17 protein-coding genes are annotated in these 13,038 nt (G+C 34.3%); 4 read left to right on the forward strand and 13 right to left on the reverse strand.

Annotated elements, in window-relative coordinates; translation table 11 throughout:
• Position 1 precedes the first annotated feature (1 nt).
• Genes ACIQ1E_RS02990 through ACIQ1E_RS03005 form a run of 4 tightly spaced genes read right to left on the reverse strand, consistent with a single transcriptional unit; the run spans position 2 to position 2,335 of the window.
• Entirely contained in the window at positions 2–814 is an 813-nt protein-coding gene (locus ACIQ1E_RS02990) for a purine-nucleoside phosphorylase (protein WP_396168555.1), read from the reverse strand.
• Entirely contained in the window at positions 786–1,811 is a 1,026-nt protein-coding gene (lpxK, locus tag ACIQ1E_RS02995; protein ID WP_396168557.1) for a tetraacyldisaccharide 4'-kinase, read from the reverse strand. The genes ACIQ1E_RS02990 and lpxK overlap by 29 nt, the downstream gene beginning before the upstream one ends.
• Before the next feature lie 3 nt (positions 1,812–1,814).
• Complete coding sequence (locus tag ACIQ1E_RS03000; RefSeq protein WP_396168559.1) at positions 1,815–2,096, reverse strand: Txe/YoeB family addiction module toxin; 282 nt, start codon at positions 2,094–2,096, stop codon at positions 1,815–1,817.
• Positions 2,072–2,335 carry a DUF2683 family protein gene (locus ACIQ1E_RS03005; RefSeq protein ID WP_396168561.1) on the reverse strand — a complete coding sequence of 88 codons (264 nt, stop codon included), beginning with the start codon at positions 2,333–2,335 and terminating at the stop codon, positions 2,072–2,074. The genes ACIQ1E_RS03000 and ACIQ1E_RS03005 overlap by 25 nt, the downstream gene beginning before the upstream one ends.
• 201 nt (positions 2,336–2,536) lie before the next feature.
• Between ACIQ1E_RS03005 and ACIQ1E_RS03010 the strand changes: the two genes are divergently transcribed.
• The 3 genes from ACIQ1E_RS03010 to ACIQ1E_RS03020 all read left to right on the forward strand — a co-directional run bounded on the left by ACIQ1E_RS03010 (position 2,537) and on the right by ACIQ1E_RS03020 (position 5,371).
• Positions 2,537–3,631 (forward strand): Nif3-like dinuclear metal center hexameric protein, encoded by a 1,095-nt coding sequence (locus ACIQ1E_RS03010; RefSeq protein ID WP_396168562.1) that lies wholly within the window; start codon positions 2,537–2,539, stop codon positions 3,629–3,631.
• A gap of 10 nt (positions 3,632–3,641) precedes the next feature.
• Positions 3,642–4,421: a zinc ribbon domain-containing protein gene (locus ACIQ1E_RS03015; protein WP_396168564.1), complete on the forward strand. Its 780-nt coding sequence runs from the start codon at positions 3,642–3,644 to the stop codon at positions 4,419–4,421.
• 92 nt (positions 4,422–4,513) lie between these two features.
• A complete protein-coding gene (locus ACIQ1E_RS03020; protein WP_396168566.1) occupies positions 4,514–5,371 on the forward strand; it encodes an alpha/beta hydrolase in 858 nt (285 codons plus the stop codon).
• Positions 5,372–5,408: 37 nt separating this feature from the next.
• On the opposite strand, the gene ACIQ1E_RS03025 is transcribed toward ACIQ1E_RS03020, so the two are convergent.
• Both ACIQ1E_RS03025 and ACIQ1E_RS03030 read right to left on the reverse strand, forming a co-directional pair.
• Positions 5,409–5,642 carry a DUF2442 domain-containing protein gene (locus tag ACIQ1E_RS03025; protein ID WP_396168568.1) on the reverse strand — a complete coding sequence of 78 codons (234 nt, stop codon included), beginning with the start codon at positions 5,640–5,642 and terminating at the stop codon, positions 5,409–5,411.
• 6 nt (positions 5,643–5,648) lie between these two features.
• A complete protein-coding gene (locus ACIQ1E_RS03030; protein WP_396168570.1) occupies positions 5,649–5,906 on the reverse strand; it encodes a DUF4160 domain-containing protein in 258 nt (85 codons plus the stop codon).
• A gap of 124 nt (positions 5,907–6,030) precedes the next feature.
• Here ACIQ1E_RS03030 and rluF point away from each other — a divergent pair, with 124 nt between their 5' ends.
• Positions 6,031–6,843, forward strand: a complete 813-nt coding sequence (gene rluF / locus ACIQ1E_RS03035; protein ID WP_396168572.1) for a 23S rRNA pseudouridine(2604) synthase RluF — start codon at positions 6,031–6,033, stop codon at positions 6,841–6,843.
• An 85-nt stretch (positions 6,844–6,928) separates the two neighbouring features.
• Here the strand turns inward: rluF and ACIQ1E_RS03040 are convergent, their stop codons facing one another.
• The 7 genes from ACIQ1E_RS03040 to ACIQ1E_RS03070 all read right to left on the reverse strand — a co-directional run bounded on the left by ACIQ1E_RS03040 (position 6,929) and on the right by ACIQ1E_RS03070 (position 12,906).
• The gene (locus ACIQ1E_RS03040) at positions 6,929–7,462 is read right to left on the reverse strand and encodes a hypothetical protein (protein ID WP_396168574.1); all 534 of its coding nucleotides are present in this window, start codon (positions 7,460–7,462) and stop codon (positions 6,929–6,931) included.
• A gap of 34 nt (positions 7,463–7,496) precedes the next feature.
• Positions 7,497–8,885 carry a DUF4173 domain-containing protein gene (locus ACIQ1E_RS03045; RefSeq protein WP_396168576.1) on the reverse strand — a complete coding sequence of 463 codons (1,389 nt, stop codon included), beginning with the start codon at positions 8,883–8,885 and terminating at the stop codon, positions 7,497–7,499.
• Between the two features lie 54 nt (positions 8,886–8,939).
• Positions 8,940–9,233: a winged helix-turn-helix domain-containing protein gene (locus tag ACIQ1E_RS03050; RefSeq protein ID WP_396168578.1), complete on the reverse strand. Its 294-nt coding sequence runs from the start codon at positions 9,231–9,233 to the stop codon at positions 8,940–8,942.
• 9 nt (positions 9,234–9,242) lie between these two features.
• Positions 9,243–9,857 (reverse strand): hypothetical protein, encoded by a 615-nt coding sequence (locus tag ACIQ1E_RS03055; protein WP_396168580.1) that lies wholly within the window; start codon positions 9,855–9,857, stop codon positions 9,243–9,245.
• Between the two features lie 257 nt (positions 9,858–10,114).
• Positions 10,115–11,002 carry a bifunctional 5,10-methylenetetrahydrofolate dehydrogenase/5,10-methenyltetrahydrofolate cyclohydrolase gene (locus ACIQ1E_RS03060; protein WP_396168581.1) on the reverse strand — a complete coding sequence of 296 codons (888 nt, stop codon included), beginning with the start codon at positions 11,000–11,002 and terminating at the stop codon, positions 10,115–10,117.
• Between the two features lie 174 nt (positions 11,003–11,176).
• Positions 11,177–12,532, reverse strand: a complete 1,356-nt coding sequence (gene ffh / locus ACIQ1E_RS03065; protein WP_396168583.1) for a signal recognition particle protein — start codon at positions 12,530–12,532, stop codon at positions 11,177–11,179.
• Between the two features lie 167 nt (positions 12,533–12,699).
• On the reverse strand, positions 12,700–12,906 hold the full coding sequence (locus ACIQ1E_RS03070; RefSeq protein WP_396168585.1) for a DUF2892 domain-containing protein: 207 nt from the start codon (positions 12,904–12,906) through the stop codon (positions 12,700–12,702).
• Between the last annotated feature and the right edge of the window lie 132 nt (positions 12,907–13,038).

Raw genomic sequence — 13,038 nt, forward strand, 5'->3', positions numbered from 1 at the left:
CCTAGTAATTCAAAATCAATTCCTTAATCAATCTTCTTACGTTTGGCTCTGCTTTTTTAGCTGCTTCAAGAACCTCGTCGTGTGACACAGATTCGATACTTTCCTCATTGCCCATATCGGTGATTACCGATAAACCAAAACATTCCAAAGCCATATGGCGAGCCACAATCACCTCAGGAACTGTCGACATTCCTACACAATCGGCACCTAGGATCTTCACCATTTTGTATTCGGCCAGGGTTTCGAATGTAGGTCCTTGTAGCCCAAGATAAATTCCATCCTGAACCGTGATATTCAGTTTTTTGGCTAAAGCTTTAGCCACAGCAATCATATTTGTTGAATAGGGTTCACTCATATTCAAAAATCGAGGGCCAAAACGGTCGTCATTTTTTCCGCGTAAAGGATGTTCAGGCATCATATTGATTTGGTCTTTCAAAATAACAATAGAACCCACTTCGTAATTGGGATTCACTCCTCCAGAAGCGTTAGAAACCACCAATTTTTGGACACCCAAATACTTCATTACACGTACCGGAAAAGTAACTTCCTTCATCGAATAGCCTTCATAAAAATGGAAACGACCTTGCATAGCAACGACTTTCTTGTCTCCAATAGTACCAAAAACCAAAGCCCCTTTATGTCCTTGAACGGTAGAAACTGGAAAATTTGGAATTTCGCCATAAGGTAAAGAGAATTCAATTTGAATATCATCAGTAAAACTACCCAATCCAGAACCTAAAATGATACCATATTCTGGGGTGAAATTGGTTTTTCCTTTGATATAACTAACGGTTTCTTGTACTTGTTCCCACATAATTTATAATGTTTTTATCAAAATTATCACCCGTTAAAATGAATTTGCTTTGTATTGGTAAATAGAAAAGTTGTTCTTTGGCGATCTTCCCCTTCAGTCTCACAAAATCCTTTTCGGTCGTAATTATGATTTTATTTTGCGCCTTGTTTTTAATGTTTTTTATGTCGTTTTCAGAAAAATGATGATGATCGGGATAAATCAATTTTTCATCCATTTCGCTTTGCAAATATGCGAAAAAAGGCTGCGGTTTTGCGATTCCAGCCAAAAGTAATTTATCAACATTTTTAATTTCACTCACTCTCATCGATGTATGATCTGAATAAATAGAATCATCGTACTCAATACAAGAAAAATATAATTCTTGATTGGAATTCAATTTCAATTTGATTCTAATTTTGTTTTGTTCTTCTACTGAAAGGCCGGCTGGACATTTGGTAACAATCACTATGTTGGCTCTTTCTGCTCCGCTTCTACTCTCACGCAGATTTCCAGTGGGCAGCATAAAATCATCCGCATACAAATCACCAAAAGAAGTAAGCAGAATTAAAAATCCGGCTTTAACTCTTCGATGCTGAAAAGCATCATCTAACAAAATTATATCAGGCTTATTAGTTGACGAAAGCAGTTGTTCGATACCATTTTTCCTATCGACATCTACAGCTACCTGAATATTTTTGAATTTAGAAAAAAACTGAAAAGGTTCGTCACCAAGAATTGCTGCATTCGAACTAGAATCGGCCAAAACAAATCCGTCAGACAGTCTTTTATAACCACGACTCAATGTGGCAATTTTGTAGTTTGGCGAAAGCAACCGTATTAAATATTCAATCTGAGGTGTTTTTCCGGTGCCTCCCACGCTGAGATTTCCAACGGCAATAACGGGAATGTCAAAAGAATACGATTTTAGCATTCCTTTATCAAAAAGAAAATTCCTAATTGCGGTAATGACTCCGTATAAAATGGCAAATGGGAAGAGGATTTTTCGGAGTAAATTCATAAATTATTTATCAGAATAATGACCCATTGCAGCAATTATAAATACAGTCACTATATCTTCATCTACTCTATATATAAGTCTGTCTTTTTTGTTAATTTCTCTTGACCAAAACCCAGTAAGTCCGTGTTTTAGTGCTTCTGGTTTTCCAACACCTTCATAAGGTGTTTCAGATAATTCTACCAAAATCTTGGCGATTCTCTTACTACTTGCTTGATTGCCTGATTTTTTATGTTTTGCTATCTCTAGACTTGCTTTAGGTTCTATTTTAAGCCTAAACTTCCCCATACATCATTTGGATCAACAGTTATACATTTTGATTTACCACTTTTTATATCCGCATCTCTATCTAAAACCATTTTTACAAATTCAGGATTGTAGATATCCATTTTTTCTTTATTGGTCATGTTTGGTTCTGTCGATACTATTTCAATTCCTTTTGAATCCTTTACCAAAACATTAGTCATTTCCAAAAATGCCTTGCCTGCTTTGCTACGCTCGTTAATTTTCAGGGTTATGGTTTTCATCAGTATTGCTATTTTGAATTACAAATATACAAAATTTGTGCTATTTTTATTTGTTGCAATAGTGAACACTTTTAGATTCGTATTTTTCGAAGGAAAGTCAGTTTGCAAAAAGATAATATTTTATCTTTGGTCTATTATTCCAACTTAGATTTTACAAATTATTAAAAAAAATCTGTGAAATCTGTGAAATCTGTGTTCAATATGAAAATCAAAGAAATAATTTCTGTACTCGAAGAAATGGCGCCCCTCGCCTATGCCGAAGATTTTGACAATGTCGGTTTATTGGTTGGTGATAAAAACGCGGAAGCCACAGGTGTTCTGGTTTGCCACGATGCCTTGGAGCCCGTTATTACCGAAGCAATCGCCAAAAATTGCAACTTGGTCGTTTGCTTTCACCCCATTTTATTTTCAGGTTTGAAGAAAATTACGGGTAAGAATTACGTAGAACGTTCCATCATCAAAGCAATAAAAAATGACATTGCTATTTATGCCGTTCACACTGCATTAGACAATCATCAAGAAGGGGTGAACAAAATATTTTGCGACGCGCTAGGTTTAACAAATACCAAAATCCTGATTCCAAAGCAAAATTTCATTCGGAAATTAGTTACATATACAATCCCAGAAAATAGTGAAAAGTTGCGAAATTCCTTGTTTGATGCTGGTGCGGGAACCATAGGCAATTATGAAAATTGCAGCTTCAACTCTAAAGGAATTGGAACTTATATGGGCAACGAACACAGCAATCCCGAGATTGGGGAACGTTTTGAATTTATAGAAACTGACGAAATAAAAATCGAAGTCACTTTCGAAAAACAATTAGAAAATAAAATCTTGAAAGCACTTTTCAAAAATCACGTTTACGAAGAAGTAGCTTATGAAATATATGAACTACAAAACCAAAATCAAAATGTTGGTTTGGGAATGATTGGAGAATTGCCAGCGGCAATGGAGGAAAAAGATTTTCTAAAGTTCGTACAAGACAAAATGCAAGCCGATGGCATTCGTCACAGTTCTTTTTTAGGTAAGCCAATTAAAAAAGTGGCGGTTCTTGGAGGATCGGGAAGTTTTGCGATAAAGAATGCCATTAAGGCTGGAGCAGATGCTTTTTTGACTGCCGATTTGAAGTACCATCAGTTTTACGAAGCAGAAAATCAGCTAATTTTAGCCGATATTGGTCATTTTGAGAGCGAACGCTATACAAAAAATTATATTGTTGATTTTCTTCGGAAAAAAATCCTTAATTTTGCAATCGTTTTATCAGAAGAAAATACAAACCCAGTTAAGTACTTATAGACAATAGAATATGGCGACTACAAAAGAATTGAGTGTTGAAGACAAATTAAGAGCAATTTACGATTTACAATTGATTGACTCTCGAATTGACGAAATTAGAAACGTGAGAGGTGAATTGCCTCTTGAAGTGGAAGATTTAGAAGATGAAGTTGCAGGATTGAGCACGCGTTCAGAAAAATTGAAAAAGGATCTTGAAACTATTGAAGACCTAATCAAAGTGAAGAAAAACGCTATTGATGAGCACAAAGAAGCTATCAAAAGATACACAAAACAACAAGAATCAGTTCGTAACAATAGAGAATTCAACTCTTTGACTAAAGAAGTAGAATTTCAAGAATTGGAAATTCAATTGGCTGAGAAGCAAATCAAAGAAATGAAAGCTTCTATTGAGCATAAAAAAGCAATCATTGCTGAATCAAAAGAGCGATTAGAAGTTAAATCGAATCATTTGAAACATAAAAAATCGGAATTGGAAGATATTATGTCTGAAACAGAGAAAGAAGAAAATTTCTTATCTGAAAAATCATCAGAATATAGAGCTTCTATCGAACCAAGACTTTTAGCTGCTTACGACCGTATCCGTTATAGTGTACGCAACGGATTAGCAGTTGTTTCTATCGAAAGGGGAGCGTCAGCAGGTTCATTTTTTACAATACCGCCGCAAACTCAAGTTGAGATTGCTGCAAGAAAAAAAATCATCACCGACGAGCACTCAGGAAGAATCCTTGTTGACAGCGTTTTGGCTGAAGAGGAGAAAGAAAAAATGGAACAGCTTTTTGCTAAATTCTAAAATATTTGAGTCCCGATTCGCATCGGGACTTTTTTTTACTATATTTAGTCCGCTTTGCGGGCTTTTTTTTTAGCGTGCTGAATCTGATATTTATGAAAAAAACATTTTACTTTTTGCTGACTAAATCTATTGGGAGTTATATTAATTTCTTGGGGGTAGTTTCACCCAATAAAGCTACGCAAATGGCTCACGGCTATTTTAGCCAACCTAGAAAAGGCAAATTTACCATTGATACTCTTCCTAAAACACTAAAAGAAGCACAATCAGAAACCATCCAGCATAACGATGATGTCATTCAAACATACATTTGGAAAGGAAACGAAACAGTGATCTTTCTTATTCACGGTTGGGAAAGCAATTCCTCTCGATGGAAAAAAATGTTACCTCATTTAAAAAAATCGGGAAGCACTATTGTTGCCATAGACGGACCCGCCCAAGGCTTGTCAAGCGGAAAAGAACTAACCATCATCAAGTACGCAGAATATATTGATATTGTTTCAAAAAAGTACCAACCTAATTATATGATAAGTCATTCGATGGGCGGAATGACAAGTATCTATTATCAATACAAATATCAAAATCCAACAATCAAAAAAATAGTGACTTTAGGTGCTCCGAGCGACTTCACTATAATTTTAAAGAACTTTACGTCCTTATTAAGTTTGAGTAACAAGGTAGTAAAATCATTAGAAAAAAAATACACCGAATTCTTAAATACCAATTTAGATCTAATTTCTTCTAAAGAATTCGCTTCAAAAATTGATACCAAAGGGCTAATTGTTCACGATGTCGAGGACAAAATTGTTCTGTTTGAAGAGGGAAAAAAAATAGCGGAATCTTGGAAAGATGTTCAGTTTATCGAAACCAAAGGTTTGGGACATAAGCTGCACGACGACGAATTGTATAGGAAAATATATGTGTTTTTATTTAATCCTCACCCCGTCCAATAGCTATCGGAACTCATCCAAAGTAGAGGGAGATGAAAAATTAATTTAGGTTTTCTAAAAGAAATTCAGGAGAAAAGTCTGCTCCATTTTCCCATTCTAAAGTCCAAGAATTAAGTTTAAATTTTCGAAATGTATCTAGCTCTTTCAGAGGTTCAAAAATTTTTTTATCAAGATGCTTCTTGAAATCAACAACTCCTTTTTTATTATTGTTAAATTCAATTTCTATTTGATAATCTCTCAAATAATTTGCTTTGGTAATCCAAACTAAACTCATAATATATTATTTTAAAGGTTCAATTTTTTTAGGTAATTCACCATTTTGAGCTAATTTCCAGTTTTCTAATAATTCTGGTTTGTGCAAATCCATCCATTCAAAAACTAATTTCAATGCTCTTTTTGGCATAAATCCTTCTACAATTTCATCATTAATATTTATAACAGCCCTGAAATCGCCATAAACTACGTGAAAGTGTGGTGGATTATGATCATTGAAAAACATTTGAATTATAATTCCATAAAATCTACAAATTTCAGGCATACTTTTTTTATTTCAAATTTACATTATTTTTTTTACTTTTTTATACCTTGATTTAAATACCATAATTATCAAATATTTTTTCAAGCAAATCTAACCGACAAATTAAATTCCCTACTTTTGCCCTATGGAAGAAAATCTAAAACGTCTCAATAAATTCATAGGAGAAACGGGCTATTGCTCTCGCCGTGAAGCCGACAAATTCATCGAAGAAGGTCGTGTCACCATCAATGGTGTGGTTCCAGAATTGGGAACCAAAGTTTCGCCGGACGACGAAGTACGCATTGACGGCAAATTAATCCGTGAAAAAAGAGAGAAACCCATATATTTGGCTTTTAATAAACCTGTTGGGATTGAATGTACCACCAACTTGGAGGTTCGCAATAATATTGTGGATTACATCAATTATCCCACACGGATTTTCCCTATTGGACGATTGGATAAAGCCAGTGAAGGTTTGATTTTTATGACCAATGATGGCGATATTGTCAACAAAATTCTTCGTGCCAGAAACAATCACGAAAAAGAATACACCGTAACCGTCAACAAACTGATAACAGACCGTTTTATCGAAAAAATGAGTAATGGCGTACCGATTTTAGACACTGTTACCCGAAAATGTAAAGTAGAAAAAATCAGTTCTACTACTTTTAAAATCATATTAACACAAGGTTTAAACCGCCAAATTCGTAGAATGTGTGAATATCTGGGTTATGAAGTTACGGCTCTGAAACGCATTAGAATTATCAATATTTCGCTTGATGTTCCTGTGGGAAGATTTCGAGATTTAACCGATGCCGAAATCAAGGAACTCAACCAACTGATTGAACCTTCCAGCAAAACCGAAGAAGCAAGCTTACCTAAAACGGAAGCTCCAAAACTCAGAACAGAATTCATCAAAAGAAATGATCCGAGGTTTAAGAAAAGAGGGGATTATTGAAACGCTCTAATTTTAAAAACAAAAACCAAGAGATAAAGTCTTGGGTTTTGTTTTTATTTCAGTACAACAAATATTGCTCTCTCTTTTACCAACTTACTCTCGTAACTATTACAGATTTTTTATCATCTAAAAATCCAATCGAATAATATTTCCCTACTTCTTTATCATTAATATATTGAGCTGAATATTTTATATTACCTTTTCTTTTTTCTATGTAATCAAGTTCATTTGAACTCATTTCGTTTTCTTTACTAACAAAATTTTTGATTTTCAAATTTACCTCCAACTTTTTAATGTATTCTTCATTAAATTCGGCTAAAAAAGAAGATGTGTAATCTCCGAATTGATCAGGGAAAGAAGCCGTTTTATATAAGATTTTGCCATTTTGAGGAAAATCCAAAGTTGTTACTTCTTTAAAATCCGTTTTATAAAAATCTGTATTTGGATAAAAAGCATCATAAATAAAATATCCAACTAAAATTAACGGAACAATTGCTAATAATCTGTATATTTTATCGAACTCCTTTTTCTTAATCCAATGAAAAATTAAATATGACAAACCGATTGGTGTTCCAAAAAGAAAAACAACAAAAATAAATAGCAAGACAAGTAATTCCATTTTTTAAGTTCTGTATCATTTATTCGTAAATAATTTATTTTATAGGAGTTATAAACTCATAATACAAAGCCTTGGACAGAAAACTATCATTTTGACGTTCAGATATTGTTTCTTCCCTTGAAACCTCTGGATATTGTCCATCTAAATTCTTAGCCGAAAAATAATCTCTCCGTGCTTCATCATTAAAATTTAAATCGCTTAAAAACATAGGCTCTACTCCTTTGTTGACTGAAATATTGTAACTGGTAATCAAATTTCCCCAATTGACATAACTGCACAATAGAATCGTTCCATAACAATACCAAACCATTTGGTTAAAAAGATAAGCGTTTGTTTTTTGCTTCGTAATTTTCAAAAAGGTGAAAACTAAACCAATAATAGCCAAAGTCAGAAACGCATAAACACCTAATCTTTTATAAGTTAACCCAAAGAAAGATACGTATTCAGAGTTTTTGATTATGGTACTAAGGATTAAAATTCCATTTAAGAAAATCCAAATTTTAGACAATCGTTTCAAGTTTTTGGCTTTTTCATCAAAATTAAAACCTCCTTTAAAATAGAACAGAATCACACCAACAGCCATAATAATCGAGAAAATCACAGCGTTTACTCTCTCGTGAGTGGCTGCACTCAACTTTGATTTTTCGACCACTTCAAAAAATTGTTCGTAATTATAGGTCACAATAAAAGCTAAAATCAAAGCATTCAGTAACACTAATGTGATTTCCCCACTTTTCCTTTCAAAATCAATATCTAGAAACGAAAAAGTTCGTTGATTTCGAATCGATTGTTTGTTTTTAAAATCATTATCCAACAGCGAATTATAATCTATAAAAGCATCCGGTATCCAATAATTCCAAAAAGTGAAGGAAAGATAAAACCCCAACAACGCAATTAGAACGAGTTGAAAAAAATTCACATCTAGATAATAATCCGTAAATAGAGCCGAAAAATGGTCACTTCCGAATGCATATACGATAAAAAACAAGCTTACAAAAACAGTTGGAATAATGAAATAAGCAATTAGTTTTTTAGCAAAATCATTCTTAATTTCTCGTTTGGGCAGCCATTGAGTAAACATCAACATTCGTCCTAATGACGTAATTCCGTTTAAAAAGGCTATCGGAAAAACTTGAATAATTTTCAAATTCGATTCTTGCGTTTTGAATTGCAAAAAAATAACAGATAGTGCCAACGCTAAAAACGACACAAAATCACCGTACCAAGCAAAAGCAATACAAGACAATATGGATGTAACCACTAAAACTAAATGTGACCGACTCGTAAATCGATCCTGAAAGAAATAACAGATGATTCCCGTAAGCACCAATCCGAAAATAGCCAGATTCACTCCTACTGACTCGTTGTAAAAAAGCAGTGTAAAAATCAAACTGCTCACTAAAATTAACTGATGTTTTTTCATAATAAAAAATTTAAAAGTACTTTGTATTTCAAAGTACAAGGTTAAAAAAAAGGTTTATTTAGTTTTGAATAATTTTTCCAGGCTATTTAAATGTGCTACAAAAGAGGTTCGTCCCAAATTGGTAACACGGTACGATGTTTTAGGCTTTTTGCCCACAAATTCTTTTTTAATTTCGATGTATTCGCCCTTTTCTAATGCGGAAGAATGACTGGCTAAATTGCCATCGGTGATATTCAATAGGGTTTTCATTTCGGTAAAATCTACCCAATCATTGACCATCAGAATAGACATAATACCTAATCTGACGCGGCTTTCGAAATCTTTATTTAATTTGTCAATGATTCCCATTCGAAGGACTTATTTATATTTTTTGAACACGATTAAACCGTATAATATATGCAAAATTCCAAACCCGACGATCCAAAAAACCAAACCATATCCTAAAAAGAATAGCGAAACACAACCTAAAGCTAGTTCACAAAATCCCAAATATTTAATATCCGAAAAAGTATATTTCTCAGCATTAATCAATGCTAGTCCATAAAACAATAAAGTAGCAGGAGCAATCAAAACATAGATTTGATGGTACAACAGTGCGAAACAAAACACACCTCCAACCAGCAAAGGAATCGCTAAATTGATGAGCATTTTCTTGGTAGAACTTGTCCAAATGGGCAAATTGTATTTTCGGCTTTTTCGAATCGTAAAGAAAATTCCAAATGTTAGGGCAAAAAACAAAATGATTAAGGCAATAAAAACCAATTCAGAAACTAAATCTATCGAATATAGTTTATGCTCCCCGTCAAAATAATCGAGTCTATTGATTTTAAACAATTGATACACATACAATCCGCCAATCAAAGCAGAGAGGCCTGCAAATACTCCTGAGAGTCCACTTAATGAAATAAATCTGGAAGAGCGTTCCATCATAGAACGAATGTGTGATAAATCTTCTTGGTGCTTTTTATTCATAATTAAAGTACTTTGTACTGCAAAGTTAATTTATATTTTGAATTGACAAATAAAAAACCCCATTAATTTTTGAACTATTTTAAAACTACAAAGACTACTCGGTTGAAGAAGCTAGCTTACCCAAAAAAGAACCAGCAAAACGCAGAACCGAATTCATCAAAAGAGACGATTCTAGGCTTAAAAAAAGAGGAGATTATTAAATTCGCCTCTACTAAAATCACAAAAGGCTTTTCAAATTGAAAAGCCTTTTACTTGTATTATTTTTCTCGTGCAATACGCATCTCTCTAGCCAATAAAGTGTTCTTCAACAACATTGCAATGGTCATTGGTCCTACTCCACCAGGAACTGGTGTTATAAAAGATGTTTTTTTGCTTACGTTTTCAAAATCAACATCTCCAGTAATAACATATCCTTTAGGGTTTGTCTCATCTGGAACACGAGTTATACCAACATCTACTACAACAGCACCATCTTTTACCATTTCGGCTTTCAAATAATTGGGAACACCAAGCGCTGTTATAATAATATCAGCCTGTGTAGTAATTTGAGCAATATTTTTAGTGTAACTATGCGTCAGTGTCACTGTCGAATTTCCAGGAAAACCTTTACGGCCCATCAATATACTCATTGGACGACCAACAATGTGGCTACGGCCAATAACCACTGTGTGTTTTCCTTGAGTTTCTACTCCGTATCTTTCTAGCAATTCTAATATTCCAAAAGGAGTTGCAGGAATAAAAGTTGACATATCCAACGCCATTTTTCCGAAATTGGCAGGATGAAATCCATCAACATCTTTATCAGGATCGATTGCCATTAAAACTTTTTGTTCATCAATTTGCCTCGGCAAAGGTAACTGCACTATAAAACCATCAATTGCATCGTTTTGGTTTAACTCTTTTATTTTTTTTAGCAATTCTATTTCAGAAGTAGTACTTGGCATTTTGACTAATGTAGATTCAAAACCAACTCGCTCACAAGCTTTGACTTTGCTCCCAACGTAAGTTAAACTAGCTCCATCACTACCCACAATAACTGCAGCTAAATGTGGTACTTTTTGACCATCTGCTTTCATTCTTTCAACTTCGGCAGCGATTTCGTTTTTAATATCTTCTGATGTTTTTTTTCCGTCTAGTAGTTGCATCCGATTTGTTTGTTGTTTGTTGTTTATGGTTTGTTGTTTGTTGTTTATGGTTTGCTTCGCCAGTTCGATAAATCTCGTGTGTAGTTTATGGTTCTGAAAAATCCAAAAGTTTTACTGAATACTTTTTAGCATTCCACATTTGAAAACTGAACACTGACAACTGAACACTACTTTTTATTTCATTCCAGGCATTCCAGGCATCCCTTTCATATTCCCCATCATTTTCATCATATTTTTTCCGCCTGGACCTTGCATCATCTTCATCATTTTGCTCATTTGCTCGAATTGTTTCATCAATTGATTGACTTGTTCCACTTTGGTACCAGAACCTTTAGCAATTCTTGCTTTTCTTTTCACATCGATTATAGCAGGTTTTGACCTTTCTTTTGGTGTCATCGAATGAATAATGGCTTCAATATGTTTGAAAGCATCGTCTTCAATTTCCACATCTTTCATTGCTTTTGTAGCTCCTGGAATCATTCCAACTAAGTCTTTCATATTACCCATCTTCTTTACTTGTTGAATTTGGGAAAGGAAATCGTCAAAACCAAATTCGTTCTTGGCAATTTTCTTTTGAATTTTTCTCGCTTCTTCCTCATCATAATTTTCTTGTGCTCTTTCTACCAGAGACACAACATCACCCATCCCTAGGATTCTTTCCGCCATACGTTCTGGATAAAACACATCGATGGCATCCATTTTTTCGCCAGTTCCGACAAATTTGATTGGTTTATTCACCACAGATTTAATCGAAATCGCAGCTCCACCACGAGTATCACCATCTAATTTGGTTAAAATAACACCATCAAAATTCAAAATGTCATTGAAAGCTTTCGCAGTATTCACAGCATCTTGTCCTGTCATTGCATCCACTACGAACAAGGTTTCTTGTGGTTGAATGGCTTTGTGAACATTCGAGATTTCGGTCATCATTGCCTCATCGACAGCCAAACGACCTGCCGTATCGACAATTACTACATTAAATCCATTAGCCTTAGCGTGCTTGATAGCATTTTGCGCAATTTCAACTGGATTTTTATTCTCTGGCTCTGAATAAACTTCAACTGCCATCGAATCTCCCACAACATATAATTGCTGAATAGCCGCAGGACGATAGATATCACAGGCAACCAAAAGCGGTTTTTTCCCTTTTTTGGTTTGAAGATAATTGGCTAATTTTCCGGAAAAAGTTGTCTTTCCTGAACCTTGTAAACCCGACATTAAAATTACCGTAGGATTTCCAGAAAGGTTGATTCCTGCAACATCGCCACCCATCAATTCGGTTAATTCGTCTTTGACCAATTTTACCAATAACTGTCCCGGTTGCAAAGTGGTCAATACGTTTTGACCAATCGCTTTCTCTTTTACTTTAGTGGTAAAATCTTTGGCAATTTTAAAGTTAACATCGGCATCTAATAAAGCACGACGGACTTCTTTTAGGGTTTCGGCAACGTTTACTTCGGTTATTTTTCCGTGACCTTTGAGGATATGAAAGGCTTTGTCTAATTTATCGCTTAAATTATCGAACATAATGGTAAATATCTTTTATTGAGGTGCAAATATAAGCTAAAGTTGTAAAGTCTCAAAGTCTCAAACTTGTAAAATTTCAGGATTATTCCATAAAAAAACCAGCCGAATTGACTGGTTTTCTTTTAAATATTCAATTAGAGCGCAATCTTTATGATTGAAGTATGCAACTATTTCTTTGTTGAGCAGGTAGTAATACCAAATGGCGCATAAAGAGGGCAAAAACTAATAAAACTAGTCAGTACAAAAACCCCTGCAAAAATTAAAAGCACTAGTCCTAAAGTCCCGCTAATAGTTTGATTGTAATACAGAAACACAATCACAGCAGCAATAATCAATCGAATTATTTTATCTGCACTTCCCATGTTTTTTTTCATAATAAAGTTATAGGTATAGGCGTTTAGGCCGCCCAAAAACGAAAATAGTATTACCTTTGTCAAATGAGTACAAGGGAGAAATTTATAGGTGTGAATTCAATAACATTTAACAAGCGATTTAAGGAAGATGCA

Origin of the sequence: Flavobacterium sp. (assembly GCF_044348915.1) — a bacterium.
Taxonomy (GTDB): Bacteria; Bacteroidota; Bacteroidia; order Flavobacteriales; family Flavobacteriaceae; genus Flavobacterium.

Bases quoted from the DNA above. Each gene is read 5' to 3' on its own strand.
- ACIQ1E_RS02990 (WP_396168555.1), bottom strand. From the start codon at position 814: ATGTGGGAACAAGTACAAGAAACCGTTAGTTATATCAAAGGAAAAACC.
- lpxK (WP_396168557.1), bottom strand. From the start codon at position 1,811: ATGAATTTACTCCGAAAAATCCTCTTCCCATTTGCCATTTTATACGGA.
- ACIQ1E_RS03000 (WP_396168559.1), bottom strand. From the start codon at position 2,096: ATGGGGAAGTTTAGGCTTAAAATAGAACCTAAAGCAAGTCTAGAGATA.
- ACIQ1E_RS03005 (WP_396168561.1), bottom strand. From the start codon at position 2,335: ATGAAAACCATAACCCTGAAAATTAACGAGCGTAGCAAAGCAGGCAAG.
- ACIQ1E_RS03010 (WP_396168562.1), top strand. From the start codon at position 2,537: ATGAAAATCAAAGAAATAATTTCTGTACTCGAAGAAATGGCGCCCCTC.
- ACIQ1E_RS03015 (WP_396168564.1), top strand. From the start codon at position 3,642: ATGGCGACTACAAAAGAATTGAGTGTTGAAGACAAATTAAGAGCAATT.
- ACIQ1E_RS03020 (WP_396168566.1), top strand. From the start codon at position 4,514: ATGAAAAAAACATTTTACTTTTTGCTGACTAAATCTATTGGGAGTTAT.
- ACIQ1E_RS03025 (WP_396168568.1), bottom strand. From the start codon at position 5,642: ATGAGTTTAGTTTGGATTACCAAAGCAAATTATTTGAGAGATTATCAA.
- ACIQ1E_RS03030 (WP_396168570.1), bottom strand. From the start codon at position 5,906: ATGCCTGAAATTTGTAGATTTTATGGAATTATAATTCAAATGTTTTTC.
- rluF (WP_396168572.1), top strand. From the start codon at position 6,031: ATGGAAGAAAATCTAAAACGTCTCAATAAATTCATAGGAGAAACGGGC.
- ACIQ1E_RS03040 (WP_396168574.1), bottom strand. From the start codon at position 7,462: ATGGAATTACTTGTCTTGCTATTTATTTTTGTTGTTTTTCTTTTTGGA.
- ACIQ1E_RS03045 (WP_396168576.1), bottom strand. From the start codon at position 8,885: ATGAAAAAACATCAGTTAATTTTAGTGAGCAGTTTGATTTTTACACTG.
- ACIQ1E_RS03050 (WP_396168578.1), bottom strand. From the start codon at position 9,233: ATGGGAATCATTGACAAATTAAATAAAGATTTCGAAAGCCGCGTCAGA.
- ACIQ1E_RS03055 (WP_396168580.1), bottom strand. From the start codon at position 9,857: ATGAATAAAAAGCACCAAGAAGATTTATCACACATTCGTTCTATGATG.
- ACIQ1E_RS03060 (WP_396168581.1), bottom strand. From the start codon at position 11,002: ATGCAACTACTAGACGGAAAAAAAACATCAGAAGATATTAAAAACGAA.
- ffh (WP_396168583.1), bottom strand. From the start codon at position 12,532: ATGTTCGATAATTTAAGCGATAAATTAGACAAAGCCTTTCATATCCTC.
- ACIQ1E_RS03070 (WP_396168585.1), bottom strand. From the start codon at position 12,906: ATGAAAAAAAACATGGGAAGTGCAGATAAAATAATTCGATTGATTATT.